A 24,585-nucleotide genomic window follows, 5' to 3' on the forward strand; every position below is an offset into this window, starting at 1 on the left:
AGCTGTGTTCGTGCACAAATAATATTTTTTAAAGCGTGTTCGAACACATTTTTGTTGATTTCCTTTGTTATTCTGGTTTTATGTTTCTATGTTTAGATAAGAAATCAATATTTCTGGCTTTTTCCCATCGGTTACGCTTTTCTAAATCTGCCCGTCTATGGAAACATTAACCTTTTCTGCCACTGCCCTTGAGAAGCTTCCCGTCACCATCTTTGACACTCCAGAAGAGGGCTCCCGGCGAATTGCCCACTCCATTGCCGCTACCATCAGGGAGAAACAGAAAACCGGGGAGAAAGCGGTCCTGGGGCTGGCCACCGGCTCTTCGCCCATAGGGGTTTACCAAGAGTTGGTGCGCCTCCATAAAGACGAGAACCTGAGTTTCCGGAACGTGGTCACCTTCAACCTGGATGAGTACTACCCCATGCAGCCTGATGCTTTGCAGAGCTACGTGCATTTTATGCACGAGCACTTGTTCAACTACATAGACATCCTGCCCCAGAACATCCACATCCCAGACGGTTCCCTGCCCATAGAAAAGGTGGCGGAGTTTTGCGCCGCCTATGAGCAGCTCATTGAGGAAGCCGGCGGGATAGATGTGCAGTTATTAGGTATCGGTCGCACCGGGCACATCGGGTTCAATGAACCAGGCTCGGGGCTTGCTTCCCATACTCGTTTGGTGAAATTGGATCCGCTTACCATCGCTGATGCCACCAAGGACTTCATCAAAGAGGAGTTTGTGCCGCTGCGGGCCATTACCATGGGCGTGGGTACCATCATGAAAGCCCGCAAGATCATCATGATGGCCTGGGGTGAGGGCAAAGCACCTATTGTCCGGGAGATGGTGGAAGGCAAAATCTCTGAGGAAGTGCCGGCTTCTTTTCTGCAGCAACATGAGCGCGTCACCGTAATCCTGGACCAATGGGCCGCCTCTGAGCTGTCCCGCATTAAAACGCCGTGGCTTGTGGGCCTGGTAGATTGGGATCAGAACCTCATGCGCCGTGCTGTCATCTGGTTAAGCCTGCAAGCCAAAAGACCGCTCCTGAAACTCACCGATGAAGACTACCGCCATTGGGGCCTCACCGATCTGCTGGTGCGCGTGGGCTCTGCCTACAGCTTGAACATACAGGTGCACAATGCCATCCAGAATACCATCACCGGCTGGCCTGGCGGCAAACCCGGCTCAGACGACAGCCACCGCCCCGAGCGCGCCAACCCATTTCCCAAAACCTCTCTGATCTTCAGCCCGCACCCAGATGATGACGTCATCTCCATGGGCGGCACCCTGTTGCGTCTCGCCGACCAGGGCCATGACGTGCACGTGGCCTACCAAACCTCGGGGAATATCGCTGTGTTTGATGATGATGCCCACCGCTTCGCGGATTTCACCCTGGGGCTTTCCAGAAAGCTGGGCATTGCCATCCCTGAGTTCCATGCACTGCACGCGGAGGTAGAGGATTTTCTGGAGCACAAGAACCTGGGCGAAGAGGATACGGAAATCGTGCAGAGCATCAAAAGCCTCATCAGGCAGGGCGAAGCACTGGCCGCGTGCCGGTTCTGTGGCGTGAAGAAAGAGAACGTGCATTTTATGAACCTGCCTTTTTATGAAACCGGCCAGGTAAAGAAAAAGCCTTTGGGCGAGGAAGACATCCAGGCCGTGGCCGATTTGTTGACCAAAGTTAAGCCCCAGCAGATCTTCGCCGCCGGCGACCTGAGGGACCCGCACGGAACCCACCGGGTGTGCCTCAACGCCATTCTGGAAGCCATCGCCCGCCTGAAACACGAACCCTGGATGCAGGATTGCTACGTGTGGTTGTACCGCGGGGCCTGGCAGGAGTGGGACATTGAAGACATAGAAATGGCGGTGCCCATCAGTCCCGAGGAATTACTCCGGAAGCGTAAGGCCATCTTCAAACATCAATCGCAGAAAGATAGCCCCGTATTCCCCGGCAACGACAAACGGGAGTTCTGGCAGCGCGCCGAGGACCGGAACCGCGCCACCGCTCGCATCTATGACCAGTTGGGCCTCACCGAGTACGAGGCCATGGAAGCCTTCAAGCGCTATCACTTCTAAGCTGACCACCCTACGAAACGCCGTTTACTAGCTTCTTTTTGAAAAACAACCTGAAAACCCCCTATGCTTGAGTTGAACGATAAACCAACCCTGCTGGTCCTGGCGGCCGGTATGGCTACCCGCTACGGGAGCCTGAAACAACTGGAAGCCTTTGGCCCCAACGGCGAAACCATCATAGAATACTCCATCTATGATGCCATCAAGGCTGGGTTTGGCAAGGTGGTGTTCATTATCCGGCAGTCCATTGAAAAGGAGTTCAGAGCCGCCATAGAAGGAAAATTCAACCAAACGGTGGAAGTGGACTTCGTGCTGCAGGAACTGGATATTCTGCCCGAAGGCTTCACCGTGCCGGAAGGAAGGGTGAAGCCCTGGGGAACGGCCCACGCCGTGTGGGTGGCTAGCGCGAAACTAACGGAGCCTTTCGCGGTGATCAATGGGGACGATTTCTATGGCTACGAGTCCTTCCGAATTATAGCTGATTTCCTGAAAACGGGCCAGAAATGCGGATTAGTGGGCTATCTGCTGGCCAATACCCTGTCTGAGCACGGGGCGGTTTCCAGGGGAATCTGTGAGGTGGATGCCGGTGGCAACCTGGTCAGTATCACGGAGCAGACGCACATTGAGCGCGGTCAGAACGGCATCGTGGCAGTGACGCCTACTCAGGAGCATATTCCGCTGGCCCAGGACCAAATGGTCTCTATGAACCTCATGGGTTTCTCGCCGGAGTTGCTGCCCTATTTTGAGCAATATCTTAAGGAGTTCCTGCAAGAGAGTGCCCAAAACCCCAAAGCGGAGTTCTTCCTACCCTTGGTGCTTGACCGGCTGGTGAAAGCCGGCGTCACCCGTGTGAAGCTTCTGCCCACACCCGAGAAATGGTTCGGTGTGACCTACCCCGCCGATAAACCGGTGGCGGCAGAGGCGCTTAAAGAGTTGGTGGCGGCAGGTGTGTACCCAGAAAATCTCTGGGCAAAGAAGACAGAAACGATCAGATAAGATGGCAAATTCAACAGCGCTAACCGGAAAATTGTCCGCCGTACTCTCGCAATTCAGCATTGATGGGGGCGTGGCGCAAGTGGTATCCCATGGCTCAGGGCACATCCATGACACCTACCACGTCATGAACTCCCACCCGGGCAGCCCAGATTACCTGCTGCAGCGCGTGAACCATCATGTCTTTAAGAACGTGCCCGCCCTCATGGACAACATTCAGGTGGTGACCACGCACCTGCGCCAAAAACTAGAGAATACGCCGGGCACGCAACCTCAGAAAGAGGTGCTCACCCTCATCCCCACTAATCAGCATAAATGGTTCTACCAGGATGCGGAGGGCAACTACTGGCGCATGTATTACTTCCTGGACGACACCTTGGGCTTTGACATGGTGACCACCCCGGCGCAGGCGTATGAGGGCGGAAAAGCCTTCGGGAAGTTCCAGGCCCTTTTGGCCGATCTTCCGGTGGAGCAGTTGCATGACACGATCCCTGATTTCCATAATGTGGTGAACCGGCTGCGGCTGTTCAGGGAGACTGTAGCTGCCGATCCAGCCGGAAGGGTAGCGGAAGTCGCTGCTGAGATTGCTTTTGTGGAGGAACGCGCCCAGGCCATGAGCACCATTTACCACATGGGGCAACGAGGAGAATTGCCCTTGCGCATTACCCACAACGACACAAAATTCAACAACGTGCTCCTGGACAAGGACGGCAAGGCGCAATGCGTCATCGATCTGGATACGGTCATGCCCGGGTACGTGGCCTATGATTTCGGGGATGCCATCCGGACTACCGTCAACACTGCGCCGGAAGATGAGCCAGAACTGGAGAAGATTCAGGTGAACCTTGCCCTTTTTGAGGCTTTCGCCAAAGGCTTTCTGGAGGAAACCAGCAGCGCCCTCTCTGACCAGGAGATCGCCTCACTTCTGCACGGGGTGCTGTTGCTGCCTTTCATTATGGGCCTGCGGTTCCTTACAGATTACATAGACGGCGACCATTACTACAAGATCCACTTCCCCGCGCACAACCTGCAGCGGTGCCGTGCTCAGTTTCAATTGGTGAAAGAATTGGAGGCACTGCTGCCGGAGCTTCAAGGCATTTTAGAGAAAGTTGTGCAGGAAACCCGCTTGGCAGAAATCACCACTAAAGCCTGATGCCTTTATGAAGCAATTAGACGTGCCGCTTTTGTTCCGGTTAGACCGCGACTCTGGCTTACAGGAGGTCTCAGAACAGTTGGACCACCTGGAGAAGCATGCCATTGACACTGCGCCGTGGCCCGATTATCCTTATAAACCCTCGGTGACTTTCTCGGTGGCCCACAGCAACGACTGTTTCTTTGTGAAGTTCTACGTGGCGGAGGACGACATTAGGGCGGTGTTCCGCAAAACCAATGATCCCGTGTACCGTGACAGCTGTGTGGAACTGTTCATCGCGTTCAATGACGAAAGAGCTTATTACAACCTGGAGTTCAACAGCCTGGGCTCCTGCCTAATGGCTTATGGACCGGATAAGGAAAACCGCCAGTTTCTCTCCGAGGCTGTTATCAGGGAGATAAAACGTTACGCGCAGCTCTCAGTGGGAGAGCACCCCGAAGCCGCCGTAAAGTGGGAACTGACCCTGGTGATTCCGGTGGAGGTTTTCTGCTTCCATGAGTTTACCTCTCTGAACGAGCAGACCTGCAAAGTGAACTTCTACAAGTGCGGCGATGACTTGCCCAAGCCCCATTACCTTACCTGGAATACCATAAAGGCTGCCGCGCCCAACTTCCATTTGCCGGAGTATTTCGGGGAGTTGCAGTTTCTGTAGGCGTCAATTTTCACCCGGCCGTTTAGGATCAGATTCTAAGTAAATAGCCTTAAAACCCAGATGCCGCTCAGAGAGCGGTTTGGCCTTTCAATGGAGCGCTTAGGTAGCCTGATTTCTTTAGTAAGAAGCTTAATTCTAGAATCCAAATAGAAAAATGTCTATGAGTAATGATAGGAGAGATTTCCTGAAGCTGGCCGGTTTGGCTGGCGTGGGCCTGGTGAGTACTGGTTTCATCAGTGGCTGTGCTTCCTCGGCCGGCGCCCTTTCCCAAATCCAGGACCAAGCTAAGAAACCCCATCGGCAGCTCTTCAACATGAGTGGGTACGCGGCTCCCAGAATGGACAACGTGCGGGTGGGGTATATTGGGTTGGGCATGCGCGGGCCAGCCTCGGTGGTTCGCATGAACCATATTGAAGGGGTTGAGATCAAAGCTCTCTGCGATATTAGGCCGGACCGGGTTGCTGCTGTCCAGAAGAAACTGGAGGGTTCCATCCATAAACCAGCTACCTATTCCGGCAAAGAGGAGGCCTGGAAGGAAATGGTCAACCGAGACGATATTGACCTGGTGTACATCGCCACGCCTTGGCACCTGCATACGCCCATGGCCGTCTACGCCATGGAGCACGGCAAGCACGTGGCCGTGGAAGTACCCGCCGCTAAAACCTTGGAGGAATGCTGGCAACTGGTAGAGACCTCTGAGCGCACCAAAAAGCACTGCATGATGCTGGAGAACTGCTGCTATGATTTCTTTGAGATGCTCACGCTCAACATGGCCCGGCAGGGATTCTTCGGAGAATTGGTGCACGGCGAGGGTGCTTACATTCACAACCTCATTGACCTGAACTTTGCCAAGACCAGCGATACCGAGGAGGCTTACTACAACATGTGGCGCCTGAAGGAAAACGGCCGAAACGGCAGCCTGTACCCCACCCACGGCCTTGGGCCTATCTGCCAGGTCATGGACATCAACCGCGGCGACCAGATGGACTACCTGGTGTCTGTGTCTTCCAATGATTTCTCAATGAAACCCAAAGCCAAAGAGTTGGCTGCCAAAGACAGCTTCTACCAGGAGTTCGCGCAGATGAATTTCCGGGGCAACATGAACACGACCACCATCAAGACCAAACGGGGTAGAACCATCATGATCCAGCACGATGTCTCGTCCACGCGCCCTTACTCCCGCATTCACCTGGTGAGCGGCACCAAAGGCGCGGCCCAGAAATGGCCAGATCCGGCTCGCATCGCCTCCAGCCACGAAGACTGGCTCTCCCCGGAACAGTTCAAAAAAGTAGAGGAGCAATACACGCCGCCGCTCATCAAGAAACTGGGCGAGATGGCCAAGAAGATAGGCGGCCACGGCGGAATGGACTTCCTCATGGAATGGCGCCTGGTAGATTGCCTCCGCAACGGCTTGCCGCTGGACCAGGACGTGTACGATGCCGCTCTCTGGAGCTCCGTGGCCCCACTGAGTGAGTGGTCTGTAGCCAACCGCTCCAACTCCATTGATGTCCCTGATTTCACTGTAGGTGCCTGGCAGAAAAACAAACCAGTAGAATTGTCCCTGCAAGGCGGCGGCACCACCACCGTAAGAGCGTAACCTCTTTACTGATAAAGGCAGAAACCCGGTTCTGTTTAGAGGCTGTTCACATAAAAACAGCCTCTAAACAGAATCGGGTTTTTTATTGAACGTCAATTGGGAACTTGAAGGATACTTACCAGTTCTACTAATTGCGCTTGCTAAGTGCAGATTCTCCCCTTGAGGGGAGCGCAGAGGGGTGTTTACTTCTGCCAGTTTACGAATTGCTAGCAATGCTTTGCCTCTCTTACTAGAAGATACCATTTGTAAGTAGCTCTAAAATGTGTGCTTCCCTGTGTAAACACCCCTCTTAATCTCCCCTCAAGGGGAGAATCTGCATTTGAGGCGCAGTTGGCAAGAGGAGAAACATTATTGCCACGGGAAGGTGTCTTGGATCGCTTCCCTAGAATCTAAATCACCAAGTACATAAAAGCACATAAAACATTTCGGGCCTGCTTTTCTCAAAACAGGCCCGAAACACCTCATTTAAAAGTACTGAGCTTAATTCACTCTGATGCTATGATTCAAACGGTTGAAGCCGGTGGTCTCTTCCCAGACATCGTTATTGGCGAGCCGGATGCTGTACTCTGGTCGTTTGGCGAGGCTCTGGTAGGAGTCTGGTAGGTTGAGCAACACCTCATAGTCACCTTTGGCCAAAGTAGCAGGTAGGGTCAGTTCCTGGGAGATGCTGACTTGGCCGGAAAACCATTTCTGGATCTCGGTGGTGATAGGCAAAACATGCAATTGGCCGGAGTTCTTATTCCGCAGGACCAGTTGCACCGGGCGCGGGTTGAATGGAGAGGCGAAACCCACATTCTCCAGATTTAACGAGATGGGCAGGATTTTACCTTGCTTAACAGTTGCCGGCAACGAAGCCGATCTCAAGGCAAACCGGTAGCCCAGCCGACGCTTGATGTTGTCCATGCAGCCGCCGGTAACCCAGTCATTGTTCACCTGGTTGTTGTAGGAGCTGTTGAGGTAGCTGTAGTGCAGGGCGGCCATCTCCTGTTCGGCGTGTCCGGCAGGGGCGCAGTCGTTCTGCGGGCTGTAGGCATTGTCGCAGGTTTCGCCGCCCACGGCCACGTACTTGCTCTCGGCCTCAAAGTACTTGCGCATGACCTCGTTTGCTGGGCCCCGTTTCGTGGAAGAATTGCCGTAGTCAGCATAGGTGCCGTAATCGTCTTCACTGGCCAAGAAACAGTCGTTGTGCAAGCCTATGCGGGCGCGGTCTGCATTGGTGAAGGCTTCCTGGGCAGAGATGGGGTTAGAGGTCACCGGCGCTTTGGGTCCGTAGACAAATCGCTGCTTTATCTGGGGCGTTCGCACCTGCACCATCCGGTCTTTGGGCAGTGCCTCCAGCAGGGATTTGAGCATGTCGTTGCGGTTGACCCAGCTGCTGTCATTAATAACGCCTTGACCGTTACTGGAAGCGTCCCCGAAATAATCGGTGAAGTAGTTCTCGCCCCAGATGCCAATGAATCCCTGTTGCAGCACGGCAATCACATCGGCGTTTTCCTGGAATATAGGCTTAAGCTGGGTGATGTGTTGCATGACGATGGGCTTGGAGGCATCGCCGTAGGGCGGACAGATCTTGTAGTCGTCTTTGCAGTCGCCGGCTTTGGTGTCATTGGTGTAGGCAAACCGCAGAATCATTTTCAGACCCGCTTTCCGGGTAGCGTCCATATCCCGCCGGATTAACTGCAGAAATTCTTCGCTGATGGGTTTGGTTTTGAAATCAGAGAGCAGGTAGCCGCGGTACACCAAGGTGACCTTGGCCGAGTACTTGGCGCTGGGCGTGATGTTCTGGTCCGCCGGTAAGTTTCTCAGTTTGGTCAATTCCTCCACCGAGAGCGTGCCCGGTTTGCCGCCCGAAGCCAGGTAAAAACCTCTCTCGGGGTTGGCAAAATCCTCGTTGCTCTGGGTGTAAGTGATTTTTCTGGTCTGGGCGTAGCCCGATGAAGCCAAAACCAGATGCGCCAACAAAAGACCTAGGACGGAGATTCCTTTCTGGAGACGAGGTTTTAGGGGGAGGAAGGCCATTGGTGAGACAGGTTAGGTGAAGGTGAATTGAGACACGTAAAGGCAGGATGGGTTTGCCGTTTAAGGGCTGTTTTGTCTAAAACAGCCCCGAAACGGTAAAAACAGGAGAATAGGCAAGGGCCCCAGCTTAGAGTTCTATGGTGGCGAACTTGGAGGTAGGCTGCTTGTTGTAAGGCAGGTTCCCGATCTCGGCCCAGCCAGCGGTGCTTTCCACAATGGCAAAGTTGGCGAACTTCTTCATGGTGCCTAAGCCATCGCGCTTGATGGAGAACTCAATCACTTTTTTGCCGCCTACGGTTTTCATGGTGGAAAACTGCATGCTCTGGCCAAAGGAAGCCACCTCGTTCCAGGCCCAGTCATTGCCAGGGCCTATGTGGGCAAACATGCTGCCCGCCGATTCTGCCGGCGTACCAGGATTGTAATTGCCCTCAAACAGAAAATCGGCGCCGGAAGCGGCTGGGTACATCCAGGATTTGAAACCGGTCTCGGGGTTGTTGTCCGCATCCAGGTACAGGTCTATCACGGCCAGGTTGAAGTCAGAGGTGCCTTCCAGGTAGAAGTTCAAGGCTCCGGCCGAGGCAAAGGTTTTCACAGCCAGCAAAGTGCCGCCGGTGCCTTCGTCATTCGTGTGGGTGTAGGGCACGTGCTCCCAGTCTGTGAAGTCGCCGTCAATCTTGACGTTAGGGCCCAGTACATACACCGAGTCTTGGAAGGTGCTGGTTTCGCCGTTGTTTTTAACGGTTAAAGTCACCAAGTAATCGCCTTTCCTGCTGTAGACGTGCGTAGGATTTGACTGGGTGGAAGTCTCCCCGTCATCCCCAAAATCCCAGAGGTACTCAGCGGCGTTCTGGGAGAAATCGGTGAAATTGACCACGAAACCATCGGTTACGTAGCTGAAGACAGCCTTGGTGCCGGAACCTTCATCGTCTTCCTCGCAGGAGAAAGTGGCCACCAGCAGGAAGCTTAAGCCAAAGAAAAGTAAGAGTTTGTTTTTCATGTCTCTGGAGCTTTAAGTAAGTTCTGTTTGGCGCAGGGAGTTTAGTTCCCTACTTTCAATTGGTGTTTCAGGCTGTTTAGGCCAGTTTCCGGAACCCAGACATCGGTGTTGGCTAGCCGCACGCTGTACTCGGGCTTGTCTTTCAGGACATCAGCCTTATCCGTAATCTTGAGGAACAGGTCATAGTCACCGGCCGGAATACCCGTCAAGCTCACGCTTTGGCTTATTTTGTAGGTGGTGCCGGGTTTGACCTCCCGCAGGTCCACAGGCACGGGCACCTGATGGAGCGCACCCGAGGCTTTGTTTTTGAGCACCAGCCAAGTGTTCTTCTGGCTGTAGAGCGGCGCGTACCCTTTATTGGTAAGGTTCATTTCCAGTTTGTAAGCCTGGTTTAAGCTTGCCTGCGCAGCTAAAGTAGCATCTACCAGGGCCAGCCGGTAACCCAGATTTCGCTGAAATTCATCAAAACAGCCCGAATTCCGCCACGCGTTGAGGGTGGGTTGGTAGTAGTCCAGGTTCAGGTAGGTCCATTTCAGGAGCTGCATCTCGGTGCGGCCCTCGGTGCAGTTAGGATTGTAGCCGGCTTGCGGGGGGCAGGTTTCGCCCCCGGTGGGCACGTACAAGGCCTCAGTGCTGATGTAGGTCTTCTCCGTTTGGATGTTGGTGTAAGTGCCGTAGTTGGTGCCGCCAGACATAAAGCAGTCATTGTGATGGCCCACCCGAGCCACCTTCTCGGCTGTGTAAGCCAACTCCTTGCTCAGTGGAGAAGTGGTCCCGAAAATCTGCTGCTTTTTGGCCGGGGTCCTTACCTGCACCATCAGTTCGGTGGGCAGCACGTCCAGTAACTTGAACAAGACTTTTTTCTCGTTCTCGGTGGTGTTCAATCCATTGGTGGAGTTGTGCCACTCACCCCACGGGCCTATAAAACCAGCCTGCACAAACGCGATGACGTCTTTGTTGGCCGCAAACGCGGGTTTGAGTTGGTCCAGGTGCTGTTCAATGGTCGCCAGCGGGGCGTCTGTGCCGCTCATTTGGTCTGTGTAAGCAAACCGAAGCACGCACTTCAACCCTGCCTGCCTCACCAGGTCCATGTCAGTTTGGATCAAAAAAAGTTGGGCCTCGCTGAGGGGGGAGGCTTTGAACTTCTCTAAATAATAGACCCGCTGAATGAGCGTGATATGGTTGTTTCTGAGAGAACTGAGAGTAGCGGCGTTTAAAGGATTGCCCTCGGCGTAAACGGGGAACAGCCGCATGAAGCCTCTTTCAGGGTTCGGGAAAATCTCATTTGACAACGCATAAGTAAGATTCGGCTTTACCTCAGGCTCCGGTCCCGGTTCCTCGTTGCTGCCTGAGCAGGCGGAGAAGCAGGTGAGTAGCAGATACAGGATGAGTACGTGAAGCGTTTTTACTTTCATGGGGGCAATTCTCTCAGTTGAAACTTCTGGTAATGGTGAGTATGGTAATAATCCTTTTAGATGCTTCCAGCAGAAGGAAAACTCCGTTAGTGGGAGCAGCAATTGTTAGTTGCTGCTCCCGGTAGGGCTCTTAGAAGTAGCCTGGATTCTGGATGAATTTACCTTTTCCTTCGCTCACGGCTCTCAAAGAGAAGGGATAGAGTACTTTGTTTTCATCTGTGTAGGTAGAGCCTTTCACCTCCCGGGCCCGTTCCACGAACTTGCCGTGGCGGATAAGGTCAGAGCGGTACTGGCCGTTTTCGCACCAGTACTCGTGGCTTCTCTCCGTGAGGATAAGGTCATTGAAAGCCGCCAGTGAGTTGTAGTCCGCCAGGTTTTTGTCCTGCAGTTCGGCTCTTCTCCGGATGATGTTCACTAACTCCATCGCCTCGGCAGTAGGCGCGCCGGCGGCGTTGGCCAGGCCTTCGGCTTTAGACAGCAGCACATCGGCGTAGCGGTACACAATGATATCCACGGTGGTAAGGGCGGTGGTCCGGGCTTCGTCTGGGTTGATCTTCAGCGGAAGAGGGCCCATGTTCATGACTGTGCCGGGGTTGGCGCGGTTGTAGGTGTTGCCATCCGTACCAGTGTATTCAGCAATGAGCATGGTTTTGCGCTCATCACCTTCCTCAAAGGTGTCATAGAACCACCAGGTGCTCTGGATGGTGCCCCAGCCGCCTTTCACCGGGTAGTTGGAGGGCAATACCATCAGCTGCCACTGGTTCTCGCTGGTGCCTTCGTAGTCGCAGGGAATGGCCCAGATGACTTCTTTGCTGTTTTTGGCGCCTTCCAGGTCCCACATGCTCTCGTAATCCTCGGTAAGATTGTAGTAGCCGTAGTTGATGATCTCATTGGAGAGCTCCACTACCTTGTTCCATCTCTTCTCGTGCAGGTTCAGGCGTATTTGCACCATTTTTGCCAAACCTTTGCTAAAACGTCCGTACTCGGCCTGGGCAGGGGTAGGGAGGTCCTCGGCGGCGGCTACCAGGTCGGCTTCAATGAAAGCCACGGTTTCCTCATGCGACAGCCGGGACAAGGGGGTTTCGATCAAAGGACTCTGCAATACCTCCAGCGGCGCAATCACCAGCGGACCGTACATGTCAAACAGTTCGTAGGCGAGCAGGCCTCTGGCGCAGCGGATCTCCGCAATGGCTTTCTTCTTTACCGATTCGCTCACCTGGGCTTTGCTGATGAGGTCAATGGTCAAGGTCATCAAGCTGATTTTGTTGTAGAAGAGATCATAGAAGCGGGTGATGCCTTCATCGGTGGGTTTGTAGTTGTGGAGCGAGGCCAGCAGCTGGGACCCGAAGTTCCCGTTGAGGATCTCAGTAGTGGCATCGTTGATGAACATGATGCCGTTCTCAGAGGTGGTATGGATGCCGTTGCCCCAGGAGCCCCGCAACGGGTAATAACAGGCCATCACCATGGCTTCCACGTCCGCCTCAGACTGCGGAAAAATGCCGGGGTTTATCTCAGAATAATCAATAGACTCTAAATCATCTGTGCAGGCGCCCAGCAGGAAGAGGAGTGCAAGTGACAGAAATACTTTGCGCATGGTCTTATATGTTAAGTGGTGCTGGTTCATTAGAAAGTCAGGTTGATACCGGTGGTGAAGGTCTTCACGTTAGGGTACGCCGCGGTGTAGGCATCGGTCTCTGGGTCAACCCCGTCATAAGGCGTGATCACGAACAGGTTCTGGGCCGCCACGTGGATAGAAGCTCTGGAGAATACTTTTCCGGCCCATTTAGAAGGCAGGGTGTAGGAAAGCGCTACGTTCTGTAACCGGATAAACCAAGCTTCTTGCAGGAAGAAATCGCCCGAGCTGTAAGGAGACCAGCCATAGAAGGAGCTGGGCTGGGTGGTAGAGGGGTTCTCTGGGGTCCAGCGGTTTTTTACGGAGCTCAGGGCGTTGTACCCGAAGGTGTAGACGCCGTCTGCACTGACGCCGTAAGTGGTGAAGTTAGGGTCGGCCATTTTACGGCCGAACATGCCATTAAAATCAAAGTTCAGGCTAAAGCCTTTGTAGGTGAAGATGTTGGTCATGCCCACAATTAGGCTGGGGTCTGAGGTGCCGAGTAGTTTGGTGTCCGCATCGTCAATTCTGCCGTCTGGCGCCCCGGTGCGCAGGAAGCGGCCGTTCTCATCCACCACTGGGTTGCCGTTGGCATCACGTTGGTAACCGTCAATGTCTTTTATCTTGATCATGCCGGGCTTCAGCTCAGGCTGGGAAGGCACCTCTTCGCCCACCTGCATGATGCCGTCTGATAGGCGGGCGTAAATGGCCCGGATAGGATCATCGGCGCTTTCATACACTGCGGGTTTCCAGTCTGGGGTTCTTTCTTTCCAGTTGTTTTTGAATTTAGAGAAAGTGAAGATGGATCTCCATTCAAAGTCGTTCCGCTGGAAATTGCGGGTGCTCACCGTCAACTCAAAGCCTTTGCTCTCTGTCTCGCCTACGTTGGCCATCACGCTGTTGATAGGTTGGTAGGAGTTGATAGGCTTGGCAAACAACAGGTCTGAAATTACCCGGTTGTACACTTCCAAAGAACCGTCTATGCGGCCGTTGAAGAAGGAGAAATCCAGGCCGAAGTTAGCCTCTGTGGTGGTTTCCCACTTCAGGTCCGGGTTCTCCAGCCTGGATAAGGATACCCCTATCAGGCGGGTGTCTGCGCCGGAAAGCCAGGCCGGATAGGCGTAATAGGCGGCGAAGGCATTGCTCCCGATGGAGGCGTTACCCGTTTGGCCATAGCTCGCTCTCAGCTTGAACTGTGAAACCACGTTGGCCAGGCTGCCGAAGAACGGTTCTTCCGCCACGTTCCAGCCCACTGCCACCGATGGGAAAGTACCCCACTTGTTGTTCCGGGCAAAAACGCTGGCTCCGTCTGTCCGAACGGTCAAGGTAAGCAGGTAACGGTCTTTCAAGGTGTAGTTCAACCTTCCGAAGTAGGAGGCCATGACGTTCTCTGAGCGGGAAGAACCCACGGTTTTAGTGCTGCTGCCTGCACCCAGGTTGTTCCAGAGGAAAGCGTCTGAGATGAAGTTGGTGTTGCCTACGTTGTTGTAATCATTATAGAAATTCTGCTGGGAAACGCCGGCGAGTAAATTGATCCGGTGGTCTGTAGCAATGGTCTTGGCGTAAGAAGCCGTGGCTTCCATGAGGTATTCGTTCTTGTCAATCTCCGCGATAGAAGCCCGCCCGAACTCCAAGGCCCCATGGATGGTGGTCTTAGGCAGGTAGTTCCAACGCTTGGTAAGCCCTCGGTCCATGCCGCCTTTCAGCCTGATGGTAAGGTCTGGGATGGGAATGATGTCTACAAAGGTGTTCAGGAGCATGCGCTCAATGCGGCCTTCATCTGAAATGGTGAGCAGGGAATAGGGATTTGGTTGCAAGGCCAGGAGCGGGTTTACCGGGTAATTACCGTTCTCATCAATGGGTTTGATGTGCGGACCCATCTGCATGGCCGCTCGGATGATGCCGGAGTTCTCGTACTGGTCACCGCCCAACTGGCTGTTGTCATTGTTGATGCGGCTGGCGGTTAGGTTAAGGCCAAATTTAATGTATTTGTTTACATCCTGGTCTACGTTGGCCCTCACCGTGAAACGCTCAATGCCCGAGTTCTTGATGACCCCATTGTGCTTGTAATAGTTGCCGGATAACAGGAACCTGGTAGACTCGGTGCCGCCGGTGAGGGAAAGGTTGTGCTGCTGAATAGAACCATCACGGGTTACTAGGCCAATCCAGTCAGTACCCTTGCCCACGTTGTTGATGGCGTTTTGGGTGTATAATCTGCGAAACGGCCCGTTAACAGGGTCTGCCTGCGCTTCTTCTAGGGTTCTGGTGCCGTACGGGATCACGTTGTTGTCAAAGTTCCAGCGCTCCCAGGCCGACTGGTTGCGCACCTGCATCCACTCATTCAGGGGCAGCACCTCAAAAGGATTGTCGTATTTCTGAAGGGAGAAGGTGTTGGAGTACTGCACTTCGGCTTTGCCTGCCTTGCCGCGTTTGGTGGTGATAAGGATAACCCCGTTAGCGGCGCGGGCTCCGTAGATAGACGTGGCGCTGGCGTCTTTCAGAACCTCTACAGATTCAATGTCATTAGGATTGAAAGAGTTAAGAATGCTTTGGGTACCGGCCTGGTAGCGTCCGCCGCTCCCGGGTTGTTGCAGATCTGAGATAGGGAACCCGTCTACTACAATCAAAGGCGCGTTGCTGGCATTAATAGAACCGGCACCCCGGATCAGGATGTCCAGACCGCCCCCGGGCTGGGCACTGTTTTCCCTGATCATCAAGCCAGCCGCCTTGCCTTTCAACATGTGCCCAATGGAGGCAGCCCCGGAGTTCACTACCAGGTCTTCGGCTTTCACCGAACTGATGGCTCCCGTCAAATCCCTTTTCTTCTGGGTCCCGTAGCCCACCACCACAACCTCATCCAAGGCTTTGCGGTCCTGGGCCATCTGTATGTTCAAGGTGGATTGGTTCTGTACCCCCACTTCTTGCGAGAGAAGCCCTATAAAGGAGAAAACCAGCGTGGCTCCCTGGCTGGGTACCTGTATGCTGTAAGTGCCGTCTGTGGAAGTGGTGGTGCCGTTGGTGGTGCCTTTGACTACCACGCTAACCCCGGCTAAGGCCTGGCCGTCTTCTTTGGCCGTCACGGTACCTGTCACGGTTCGTTCCTGGGCCAATACCTGCAAGGCAGGCAGAAGCATCAGGAACGTTAGCTTCAAAAATCTTTGTACCATTTTTTTCATGTAATTACATTTTATGGGTGAGACAGGATCAACTAAAAGGGCAAATAAGGAAGCAATGGGGGTGATAGGCTGAGAAAACCGGACCGACCAATGTTATGAAAACTGGCAAACAGCTATATCTGTCCCGGTTCTCAGGATTTTGGGAAGTGCATGAAGTAAGAGGAAATCCTACATCACGTATTTGAACCTTCTCAAGGGTTCTTAGAGCTATGAAGAAAGAGACGAAGGCCTGTATTTTGGTTCCATAGAGGTTTTGCTGTTTGGTGTAGATCAGGTTCTGTTATATGCGCAGGGTATCAGTCAGATCAATGCTCAAGCGCCGTGAAATGATGTTGATACCTATCTCAGGAATCCGGTAAAGAGGCCAGGCAACGCTGAGGGCCCAGCCATGAATCCGTCTAATCTATCTCCAAACCAGCCATTCTTATTTTTGCTGTGCAGTGGGTTCAAAGAAGAACTCAGCATCTGGGCAGCTACCTCTCATTTATGGAGATTTTCTTGTCTCGGTGTTTTAAACATAGCTACTATAAATTAGATAAGCAAGAATTTTTAGGTAAATGTGTACGAAAACGCAGCGTTTTATCATATATGTGCTCGTACACATATAATAAAGGTAAAATGCTTGCTTTGTCATTTTAAATTGTCAATTTGATATAAAATTCCCCAGAGGCAGTAAGGTTCAGAAAGGTTTGACAAAGTAGATGCTGGTCTGGTAGAAGGTGGAAAAGGATGGTTCTTCCTAAGAATTTAAGTAAAGATGCTCTGCCTTGTCTGTAGAGTTAACTGATAAGGTAAGGATAGAGCAGGGTAAGTGGCATTACTTCTAATTCATTACACTATATAGTATAATTGATAAGCATCTGAAAAAGGCTGCCCTATGATAACCAGCAACCGCCTCCTATCCCTGGATTTCATGCGTGGCGTGATCATGCTCTTGCTGGCCGCGGAAAGCACCTTATTATATGGGCGATTGCAGGAGTTAGCGGGAGAGGGTGGAGTAGCCGGTAGTTTGGTGCAGCAGTTCTTCCACGTACCCTGGCGGGGCCTCCATTTCTGGGACCTGGTGCAGCCGGCCTTCATGACCATTGCCGGAACCTCGCTGTATTTCTCTACCCAGAACCGTTTGCAGAAAGGTGATGCCCCGGGAACCATCACCGGGCATGTGTTAAAACGGAGCCTCAAGCTGTTGTTCTTTGGGGTGGTACTCCATTGCATTTACGCGGGCAAACTGGTCTGGGAACTATGGAATGTGCTCTCGCAACTATCGGTGACCTTGCTGTTGGCTTATTTTCTGCTGCCCTTTAAAGCCCGAACTCAAATCCTGTTGTCTCTATTATGTATAGGCCTCACAGAGGCACTGTATCGCTACGCCCACATCCCCGGGTTTGACCAGCCTTTTACGCCAGACAAGAACTTCGGCTCCTGGATGGATCTGCAGTTGATGGGCAAACTGAACAGTGACCATTGGATAGCCATGAACTTCCTCCCCTCGGCGGCCCACACCATCTGGGGTGCTTTGGCCGGGAAAGTGCTGGGCTCCGGCAAATCAGCTCAGGCCAAGCTAAAGATTTTCATTGTAGCGGGCTTGGTAGGCGTAGCAATTGGGCATGCTCTGGATTTAACAGGAGTAGACCCCATCATTAAAAGAACTTGCACGGCTTCGTTTATCCTGGCCTCCGGAGGGTGGGTGTTCCTGATCCTGGCGTTCTGCTATTGGTTTATTGACCTGACGAAAACCGGGTCTTGGATTCTGTTCTTTACGCTGGTGGGCATGAACCCCATCTTCATCTACCTGTTCTTTGAAACCGTGGGTATACAGTGGCTGAACGAGACCGTGGCCGTCTTCACCAATGGGTTCACCGGTTTGTTGCAGGTGCCAATGGCCGTGCAAGCCGTAATTGCCTCGGTGGCGACGTTGGCACTGGAATGGGCGATCTGCAATTGGCTCTATCAAAGGCGTATCTTTCTCCGGCTGTAAAAGAACAATTTGGGTAGGCATGACTTTCCTTGTTGCCGAGGCGACCGGATAAGGAAAGTGAATCGGGGCTAATTAGTATATTTGGCTGAACGTATTCTAGGAGGGATTATCAGAGAAAACCGTTTTATCGCTTGCTTTGCTTCTGCGCTTGTCCATTGTACTACAAGGCTGGCCCAAAACGCAAGCAAACTGAAGTTCAACATATAACACAGGCTACCAGCTATTGGATTGATGGTAAAGAAAGGCATTGTACGGATCAAGGATATTGCGGAGAAAGCAGGGGTTTCTACGGGCACGGTAGACCGGGTGCTTCATGAGCGGGGAAGGGTGGCCGAAGACGTAAAGCAGAAAGTGCTGGAGATTGCGCAGGAACTCAACTACCAGCCCAACATGCTGGCCCGTACTCTGGTCAATAACCGCGTGTACGAAATAGCGGCCCTGATTCCGGATCCGGGGCAGGATATTTACTGGCAGGCCCCCAAGACCGGCATTGAGAAAGCCCAGACTGAATTGGCGCAATTCGGGGTACGGGTAACCCAGTTCATCTTTGATCCTTATGAGGCCGCGTCTTTCCGGGAGAAGGCGGGCGAAGTGGTAGCCATGGGCCCCGATGCCATTCTGGTGGCACCTATTTTCTACCGCGAGTCGCTCACGTTCTTCAAGAAGTGGAAAGCCCTGGAGATTCCGTTTGCGCTGTTCAATACCCACATCCCAGATTACGAGCCCCTCATCTATATCGGGCAGGATTCTTACCAAAGTGGATTCCTCGCTGCAAAGTTGCTGCATTACGGACATCCGCAGGGCGCTACTTTTCTGGTGGCCCATATTGACGTGGACCTTTCAAACTCCTCGCACCTGGTGAACAAAGAGCAGGGGTTTTTCGACTATTTTGGCCAAATCAACTCAGAAACGCCTTATTCTTTGTTGCAGGCTGATCTGCACAACTCCTCCTCGGCGGCGTTCTATGAGCAATTGGATGTGCTTCTGCAGGAAAACCCTGGGGTCAAAGGCATTTTCGTGACCAACTCCAAAGCCCATACCGTAGCCCATTACCTGCAAATGCGCGGCATCACCCAGATCAAAGTAGTGGGTTACGATCTCATGGAGCGTAACCTGCATTTCCTGAACAAAGGCCTCATTGAGTTCCTGATCAACCAGAACCCCAAAGGCCAGGGATACTGGGGAATCTATGGCCTGGCGGACCAACTGGTCTTCAAGAAGAAAGTAAGCCCCATTAAATACCTGCCCTTGGATATCATTACCAAAGAAAACCTGCACTATTACATAGAAGCAGACCTTTAATCCTTTCTCTTTATTAGAGTGATGACAATCCTGTTTCAGGCCTGTTTTACGGAAAACGGACCTGAAACTGTCGTGCATTCAATCTGGTTTAGTGCGGCTGCCCTGGCCCACTCTCCACTTTTTCCTTATTCTGGAAAATAATTTCTTCTGTGATTTCCGGCAGTTTCAAGCCTTGGATGCAAGGAAAAAGGCATGGTCTGAAAAGCATTCAGCCAAAAATGCTGGCGATATTCCCAAATTTGGAGAGAAATGCTGCGGCAAAGAAGTTTTCAATGTTTCTGATCTTATTTGTAGGGATTGGTAGGTTTTGTCTTCTTTGGTTGTGATTCTTATATTGTTTTCCAGAATTAGTTAAGAAGTACATACCGGAAGAACACATGCAAACCTTAATGCCTCTCATGTTTGCCTCCCTGGTGGGAATGGGTCACGCGTTTGAGGCAGACCACCTGATTGCCGTGGGCAACATCGTCTCTAAGCGCGACAGCTGGCTTCTGGCCATGAAAGACGGGCTGTACTGGGGGCTGGGCCATACCACTACCATTGTGCTGCTGGGCTCGCTCATTATTCTAAGCCAGGTCATTTTTCTGCACTCCACTAGTTACCAGGCAGGTTTCGGGTACTTCGAGGCGGGAGTAGGGTTAATGCTCGTGGTTATGGGCATCAGTCGGCTGACCAATAAGCAGAACTTCTCCAGAAACAGAACCCCGCGCTACCAGCACAGCTATGCCTACACGGTGGGCCTCATCCATGGTCTGGCCGGCAGCGGCGCCCTGGTGGTTTCCATCATGGGCAAAATAGAGGATCCCTGGTTGGGCGTGGCGTACCTGGTCATGTTCGGGGTGGGTTCCATCCTGGGCATGTTTGTGGCCGCCGGCCTGGTGAACATCCCCTTTACCCAGCGCATGAAGATCGGCCGGAACGTCCGGATGGGCATGGTGTTGGCGTCATCGGTGCTGTGCGTGGCTTACGGCGGCTGGATGATGTACGAAAACCTTCTCCTGTAGCCCATGGCCGTTTCTTTACCCTTTTTCCAAAAATAGCCTTTAAATGAAGCCCGTCATCAGCATAGCGTATTGCCCAAAGTGCGGCTGGATGCTGCGCGCGGCCTACATGGCCCAGGAAATGCTCACCACCTTCACTGATGACGTGAAAGGCGTACTCCTGGAACCCAGCGAAACCAGCGGCACCTATCTCATCCGGGTCAATGACCAGGTGATTTTTGACCGCCGGCAGGAAGGCCGCTTCCCCGAGATCAAAGAACTGAAGCAGTTGGTCCGCGACCAGGTAAACCCAGCGAAAAGCCTGGGCCACTCAGACAAGAAATAACCAGACTCAGAACTCCCGCCCATGCATCTTTCACCCAAAGACATAGACAAACTGGTCCTGCACAACGCCGGCGTAGTGGCCCAGAAGCGGTACGCCCGCGGCCTGCGGCTCAATTACCCAGAGGCGGTAGCCCTTATTGCCACGCAGCTGCTGGAGTTTATCCGGGACGGTGAGCGAGTCGCCACGTTAATGGACAAGGGCAAAAAGCTCCTGGGCTTCCAGGATGTGATGGAAGGCGTGGCCGAGCTAATCCACGAGGTGCAGGTAGAGGGCACTTTCCCCGATGGCACCAAACTGGTCACCGTGCACCACCCCATTTGCCGGGAGCAAGGCGCTCCTGATTTAGCCCTGTACGGCTCCGGCCTGACCAGAACATCGCAGACCGCCTCGCCAGACACGCTCATCCAACCCAATCCCGGCGAGTACTTTTTGAGGGAAGATAAACTGATACTGAACCAGGACCGCACCACTGTGGAGGTGGAAGTCAACAACATGGGCGACCGGCCCGTGCAGGTAGGCTCGCATTATCCATTCTTTGAAACCAATGCCTTGCTGCAGTTTGACCGGGAAAAAGCCTACGGGTACCGCCTCAATATCCCCGCTGGGACCGCCGTGCGCTTTGAGCCCGGCGAGCGGAAGCGGGTAACGTTAGTAGAACTATCCGGCGAGCGGATTGAGTACGGCGGCAACAACCTGGTAGACGGGCAACTCAGCGAAGAAGGGAAAGCAGCCGCACTTCAAAAAGCCGAAGAACAGCAGTTCTTAAGCAAAAAGTAACGCACGTTTTTTGCCCCATTTAATGAAAAGAGGTCTAAAACAAAGCAACCTTCAAGGGCTTTAACATCTCACAGGTTTGTCTGCCAATGCTTAAAATAACTTACTGCATCCAAAGAACCTGCTAGCGGCTGCGCCGAATCCATTTCAAGCCTGTTTTCCCTAAATCGCTCTAAAAACAATAAACAACCAGCAATCAACAAGTAAATTATGAGCCTACCTCTTGACCGCCGCGCCTACGCCGATATGTACGGACCTACCGTGGGCGACCGCGTTCGCCTGGGCGATACCGATCTGCTGATTGAGGTAGAAAAGGATTATGCCATTTACGGCGAGGAATGCAAGTTTGGGGGCGGCAAGGTGCTGCGCGACGGGATGGGGCAGGCGGCCGGCATACGTCAGGCCGAGGCGCTGGACCTCATCATCACCAATGCGCTGGTCCTGGATTACACTGGCATCTTCAAAGCGGACATCGGGGTGAAGAACGGCCGTATTTCCGGTATCGGGAAAGGGGGAAATCCGCACATCATGCCGGGCGTTACGCCGGGGATGGTGGTGGGAGTGACCACCGAGGTCATCGCGGGAGAAGGCCTGATTTTAACGGCCGGCGGCATTGACTGCCACATCCACTTCATTTGTCCGCAGCAAATTAATGAGGTGCTGGCCTCGGGCGTGACCACCATGGTGGGCGGCGGCACCGGCCCGGCTTCCGGAACCAACGCCACCACCTGTACGCCCGGTGAGTTTTACATCAAGATGATGATGCAGGCCACGGAGAGCTTTCCGCTGAACTTCGGGTTTCTGGGCAAGGGTAACTCGTCTAAGCCCGAGGGGCTGATAGAGCAGGTGGAGGCGGGCGCGCTGGGTTTCAAGCTCCATGAGGACTGGGGTACCACGCCGGCCGCCATTGACACCTGCCTTTCCATTGCCGAGCAGTACGACGTGCAGGTCTGCATCCATACCGATACCCTGAACGAGAGCGGATTTGTGGAGACGTCCACGGCGGCGTTCAAAGGCCGTACCATCCACGCATACCACACCGAAGGCGCCGGCGGCGGGCACGCCCCGGACATCATCAAGATCTGCGGCGAACCCAACGTGATTCCGTCCAGCACCAATCCTACGCGACCATTCACGGTGAATACCATTGACGAGCACCTGGACATGCTCATGGTCTGCCACCACCTGGACAAGAACATCCCCGAGGACGTGGCCTTCGCGGAGAGCCGCATTAGGGGAGAGACCATTGCCGCGGAGGATATTTTGCATGACATGGGCGCTTTGTCCATCATTTCGTCAGACTCGCAGGCCATGGGGCGCGTGGGCGAAGTGATTACCCGCACCTGGCAGACGGCCCACAAAATGAAACAGCAACGAGGCCTGCTACCGGAAGACACCGGGGAAGGGTTGGAAACCGATAATTTCCGGGCGAAGCGCTACGTGGCCAAGTACACCATCAACCCGGCGCGAGCCCACGGCTTCTCCGAGGAAATCGGGTCCATAGAATTGGGCAAACTGGCTGATCTGGTGCTCTGGAAACCTGCGTTCTTCGGGTCCCGGCCCGAGATGATCATCAAAGGCGGTATCATCGTGCAGTCGCAGATGGGCGATGCCAATGCCTCTATTCCCACGCCGCAGCCGGTACTGTCCCGGCCCATGTTCGGTTCCTTCGGCAAAGCCATCGGGCCGACGTCTATGGTGTTTGTCTCACAGGCTTCCCGAGAGTATGTGCAGCAAAACTACGGTCTGCAGAAACAGGTGGTGGCCGTGAAAGGCTGCCGCAGCGTCACCAAGAAAGACATGGCTTTGAACGATTACTTGCCCAACATAGAGGTAGACCCCGAGACCTACAAAGTAACCGTAGACGGCGTGCACCTCACCTGTGAACCCGCCGAGAAGTTGCCTTTGGCGCAGTTATATAACCTGTTCTAAGATTCTGTGCAAACATGTCATCGCCTTCACGGTTCCTGATTTAGCATTTCTGACCTGTTTTCATCAAAACGGCACCAAAACCAAAACCGGCTACCCTCAGCCAAATAGCAATCTTCATAAATGAAATTCGCCCGACTGCTGCACTTGGTGGATTCTTCCATCCCTACCGGCTCTTTTGCCTATTCTTACGGATTGGAGAGCAGTATCACGTTCGGGCTCATCAAGGATAGATTGGGGCTGCGGCATTATTTGTATTCTTATCTGCAGCAGGTGGTGGGCATGGAGATTCCATTCCTGACCTCGTGCTATACCCTTGAACTGCCAGATTTGAACCCCACGCTCAGGATAATGGCCGAGGAGTACGACGCCATGATGCTGGTGCCTACCATCCGGAAAGCCAGCGTGGTGCAGGGCAAGAACTGGCTCAAGTTGCTGGCGTCTCTCTACCCGGCCTCGGGCATGCAGGAGATTAGGCGGTGGTTTGAGGAACAGGAATTGCCTACCCATTTCGTGCTGGTCTTCGCTTTGTGCCTCAAACGGGTGGAGTTTACGCTGGCCGATCTGCAAACCATGTACCTGCACATGGCCTTGCGGGACCAGGTCAGCGCCGCCATTCGGTTGGGTTTCATCGGGCCCATGGAGGGGCACAAACTGCAGCACGATTTTTACTCCATTTTTGAAAATCTGCTCCAAAACCAAACGGCAAGGGAGTACACCCAGGCCACCCGATCGGCGTTTATGCTGGACACCGCTCAGGTACTGCAGGAAGACATTTATTCCAAGTTGTTCCAGAACTAACGCACTCAATCACGCAACCACTCATTCACTCATCAAGAAAATGGCATTTGTAGAAAAACTGGCGCTGCTGCTGCACGGACATACCCACGAGTTTTATGAGTCACCGGGAAATTACGAGGAACGGGAAACCCGTAAACTGCCACCCTACAGGAACTTCCGGAAACGGGCCTTTACGGTGGGCATTGGCGGACCGGTGGGCACCGGGAAAACCGCCTTGCTCAAAGCCCTGTGCGAGCGCCTTCGGAACGACTACAAACTGGGCGTGGTCACCAACGACATCTTCACCCGCGAGGATGCTGAGTTCCTCATCCGGAACAGCGCCCTCTCCGCCGACCGCATTGTGGGCGTGGAAACCGGCGGCTGCCCGCACGCTGCCATCAGGGAAGATATTTCCCTCAACATGGACGCGCTGGAAGGATTGATGACCAAGTTCGATCACCAGATTGACTTGCTTTTTGTGGAGAGCGGCGGAGATAACCTGGCGGCCCACTTCAGCCGGGAACTGGTAGACTATTCCATTTACGTGATTGATGTCTCGGGTGGCGATAAGATTCCCCGGAAAGGCGGGCCGGGCATCACGCAGTCAGATTTGCTCGTGATCAACAAGATTGACATCGCCGAGCTGGTGCGCGCCGATTTGGGCGTGATGGAGCGCGACTCCCTGAAGATGCGGGGCGAAGGCCCGTTTGTGTTTGCCCGGGCACTGGATGGCTACAACCTGGAGGTGATCATAGACCACATCTTCCAGGCGAAGGAAAAAGCGCTGCAGTCGGTGCGGGAGGAGAGAAGGTAA

General features: G+C 53.5%; 18 protein-coding genes. 13 read left to right on the top strand and 5 right to left on the bottom strand.

The features are described 5' to 3' along the window. Positions 1-157 precede the first annotated feature (157 nt). The 5 genes from nagB to FOA19_RS18025 all read left to right on the top strand — a co-directional run bounded on the left by nagB (position 158) and on the right by FOA19_RS18025 (position 6,463). Positions 158-2,071 (top strand): glucosamine-6-phosphate deaminase, encoded by a 1,914-nt coding sequence (gene nagB, locus FOA19_RS18005; RefSeq protein ID WP_149092238.1) that lies wholly within the window; start codon positions 158-160, stop codon positions 2,069-2,071. A 63-nt stretch (positions 2,072-2,134) separates the two neighbouring features. Then, positions 2,135-3,064 carry a nucleotidyltransferase family protein gene (locus tag FOA19_RS18010; RefSeq protein WP_149092239.1) on the top strand — a complete coding sequence of 310 codons (930 nt, stop codon included), beginning with the start codon at positions 2,135-2,137 and terminating at the stop codon, positions 3,062-3,064. 1 nt (position 3,065) lies between these two features. Further along, a complete protein-coding gene (locus tag FOA19_RS18015; protein ID WP_149092240.1) occupies positions 3,066-4,214 on the top strand; it encodes a phosphotransferase enzyme family protein in 1,149 nt (382 codons plus the stop codon). A gap of 7 nt (positions 4,215-4,221) precedes the next feature. After that, on the top strand, positions 4,222-4,866 hold the full coding sequence (locus tag FOA19_RS18020; protein ID WP_149092241.1) for a carbohydrate-binding family 9-like protein: 645 nt from the start codon (positions 4,222-4,224) through the stop codon (positions 4,864-4,866). A gap of 160 nt (positions 4,867-5,026) precedes the next feature. After that, a complete protein-coding gene (locus FOA19_RS18025; RefSeq protein ID WP_149093120.1) occupies positions 5,027-6,463 on the top strand; it encodes a Gfo/Idh/MocA family protein in 1,437 nt (478 codons plus the stop codon). Positions 6,464-6,943: 480 nt separating this feature from the next. Here the strand turns inward: FOA19_RS18025 and FOA19_RS18030 are convergent, their stop codons facing one another. From FOA19_RS18030 to FOA19_RS18050, 5 genes are all read right to left on the bottom strand, one after another. Continuing rightward, complete coding sequence (locus tag FOA19_RS18030; RefSeq protein WP_149092242.1) at positions 6,944-8,482, bottom strand: DUF4832 domain-containing protein; 1,539 nt, start codon at positions 8,480-8,482, stop codon at positions 6,944-6,946. 127 nt (positions 8,483-8,609) lie between these two features. Beyond that, entirely contained in the window at positions 8,610-9,479 is an 870-nt protein-coding gene (locus tag FOA19_RS23695; RefSeq protein WP_149092243.1) for a PKD domain-containing protein, read from the bottom strand. Between the two features lie 41 nt (positions 9,480-9,520). Beyond that, on the bottom strand, positions 9,521-10,894 hold the full coding sequence (locus tag FOA19_RS18040; protein ID WP_149092244.1) for a DUF4832 domain-containing protein: 1,374 nt from the start codon (positions 10,892-10,894) through the stop codon (positions 9,521-9,523). 130 nt (positions 10,895-11,024) lie between these two features. Beyond that, positions 11,025-12,488, bottom strand: a complete 1,464-nt coding sequence (locus tag FOA19_RS18045) for a RagB/SusD family nutrient uptake outer membrane protein (RefSeq protein ID WP_149092245.1) — start codon at positions 12,486-12,488, stop codon at positions 11,025-11,027. A 29-nt stretch (positions 12,489-12,517) separates the two neighbouring features. Next, entirely contained in the window at positions 12,518-15,673 is a 3,156-nt protein-coding gene (locus FOA19_RS18050; protein WP_223808971.1) for a SusC/RagA family TonB-linked outer membrane protein, read from the bottom strand. 886 nt (positions 15,674-16,559) lie between these two features. Between FOA19_RS18050 and FOA19_RS18055 the strand changes: the two genes are divergently transcribed. The 8 genes from FOA19_RS18055 to ureG all read left to right on the top strand — a co-directional run bounded on the left by FOA19_RS18055 (position 16,560) and on the right by ureG (position 24,585). Continuing rightward, positions 16,560-17,660 (top strand): acyltransferase family protein, encoded by a 1,101-nt coding sequence (locus tag FOA19_RS18055; protein ID WP_149092247.1) that lies wholly within the window; start codon positions 16,560-16,562, stop codon positions 17,658-17,660. Positions 17,661-17,891: 231 nt separating this feature from the next. Next, positions 17,892-18,962, top strand: a complete 1,071-nt coding sequence (locus tag FOA19_RS18060) for a LacI family DNA-binding transcriptional regulator (protein ID WP_149092248.1) — start codon at positions 17,892-17,894, stop codon at positions 18,960-18,962. 377 nt (positions 18,963-19,339) lie between these two features. Further along, a complete protein-coding gene (locus tag FOA19_RS18065; protein WP_149092249.1) occupies positions 19,340-19,966 on the top strand; it encodes an urease accessory protein in 627 nt (208 codons plus the stop codon). A 43-nt stretch (positions 19,967-20,009) separates the two neighbouring features. Further along, a complete protein-coding gene (locus FOA19_RS18070) occupies positions 20,010-20,288 on the top strand; it encodes a SelT/SelW/SelH family protein (protein WP_149092250.1) in 279 nt (92 codons plus the stop codon). A 21-nt stretch (positions 20,289-20,309) separates the two neighbouring features. Further along, positions 20,310-21,065: an urease subunit gamma gene (ureA, locus tag FOA19_RS18075; RefSeq protein ID WP_149092251.1), complete on the top strand. Its 756-nt coding sequence runs from the start codon at positions 20,310-20,312 to the stop codon at positions 21,063-21,065. A 207-nt stretch (positions 21,066-21,272) separates the two neighbouring features. Beyond that, positions 21,273-22,994, top strand: a complete 1,722-nt coding sequence (ureC, locus tag FOA19_RS18080; RefSeq protein WP_149092252.1) for an urease subunit alpha — start codon at positions 21,273-21,275, stop codon at positions 22,992-22,994. 120 nt (positions 22,995-23,114) lie between these two features. Further along, on the top strand, positions 23,115-23,792 hold the full coding sequence (locus FOA19_RS18085; protein ID WP_149092253.1) for an urease accessory protein UreF: 678 nt from the start codon (positions 23,115-23,117) through the stop codon (positions 23,790-23,792). A gap of 40 nt (positions 23,793-23,832) precedes the next feature. Further along, a complete protein-coding gene (ureG, locus tag FOA19_RS18090) occupies positions 23,833-24,585 on the top strand; it encodes an urease accessory protein UreG (RefSeq protein WP_149092254.1) in 753 nt (250 codons plus the stop codon).

The sequence above is a fragment of the Rufibacter hautae genome (assembly GCF_008271695.1).
Lineage (GTDB): Bacteria > Bacteroidota > Bacteroidia > Cytophagales > Hymenobacteraceae > Nibribacter > Nibribacter hautae.

What these genes read in the sequence shown, in the direction of transcription:
- FOA19_RS18070 (WP_149092250.1), top strand. Translation starts at nt 20,010, where the DNA reads ATGAAGCCCGTCATCAGCATAGCGTATTGCCCAAAGTGCGGCTGGATG.
- FOA19_RS18025 (WP_149093120.1), top strand. Translation starts at nt 5,027, where the DNA reads ATGAGTAATGATAGGAGAGATTTCCTGAAGCTGGCCGGTTTGGCTGGC.
- FOA19_RS18030 (WP_149092242.1), bottom strand. Translation starts at nt 8,482, where the DNA reads ATGGCCTTCCTCCCCCTAAAACCTCGTCTCCAGAAAGGAATCTCCGTC.
- FOA19_RS18020 (WP_149092241.1), top strand. Translation starts at nt 4,222, where the DNA reads ATGAAGCAATTAGACGTGCCGCTTTTGTTCCGGTTAGACCGCGACTCT.
- FOA19_RS18085 (WP_149092253.1), top strand. Translation starts at nt 23,115, where the DNA reads ATGAAATTCGCCCGACTGCTGCACTTGGTGGATTCTTCCATCCCTACC.
- FOA19_RS18040 (WP_149092244.1), bottom strand. Translation starts at nt 10,894, where the DNA reads ATGAAAGTAAAAACGCTTCACGTACTCATCCTGTATCTGCTACTCACC.
- FOA19_RS18045 (WP_149092245.1), bottom strand. Translation starts at nt 12,488, where the DNA reads ATGCGCAAAGTATTTCTGTCACTTGCACTCCTCTTCCTGCTGGGCGCC.
- FOA19_RS18055 (WP_149092247.1), top strand. Translation starts at nt 16,560, where the DNA reads ATGATAACCAGCAACCGCCTCCTATCCCTGGATTTCATGCGTGGCGTG.
- FOA19_RS18015 (WP_149092240.1), top strand. Translation starts at nt 3,066, where the DNA reads ATGGCAAATTCAACAGCGCTAACCGGAAAATTGTCCGCCGTACTCTCG.
- FOA19_RS18065 (WP_149092249.1), top strand. Translation starts at nt 19,340, where the DNA reads ATGCAAACCTTAATGCCTCTCATGTTTGCCTCCCTGGTGGGAATGGGT.
- FOA19_RS18060 (WP_149092248.1), top strand. Translation starts at nt 17,892, where the DNA reads ATGGTAAAGAAAGGCATTGTACGGATCAAGGATATTGCGGAGAAAGCA.
- FOA19_RS18010 (WP_149092239.1), top strand. Translation starts at nt 2,135, where the DNA reads ATGCTTGAGTTGAACGATAAACCAACCCTGCTGGTCCTGGCGGCCGGT.
- nagB (WP_149092238.1), top strand. Translation starts at nt 158, where the DNA reads ATGGAAACATTAACCTTTTCTGCCACTGCCCTTGAGAAGCTTCCCGTC.
- FOA19_RS23695 (WP_149092243.1), bottom strand. Translation starts at nt 9,479, where the DNA reads ATGAAAAACAAACTCTTACTTTTCTTTGGCTTAAGCTTCCTGCTGGTG.
- ureC (WP_149092252.1), top strand. Translation starts at nt 21,273, where the DNA reads ATGAGCCTACCTCTTGACCGCCGCGCCTACGCCGATATGTACGGACCT.
- ureG (WP_149092254.1), top strand. Translation starts at nt 23,833, where the DNA reads ATGGCATTTGTAGAAAAACTGGCGCTGCTGCTGCACGGACATACCCAC.
- FOA19_RS18050 (WP_223808971.1), bottom strand. Translation starts at nt 15,673, where the DNA reads ATGGTACAAAGATTTTTGAAGCTAACGTTCCTGATGCTTCTGCCTGCC.
- ureA (WP_149092251.1), top strand. Translation starts at nt 20,310, where the DNA reads ATGCATCTTTCACCCAAAGACATAGACAAACTGGTCCTGCACAACGCC.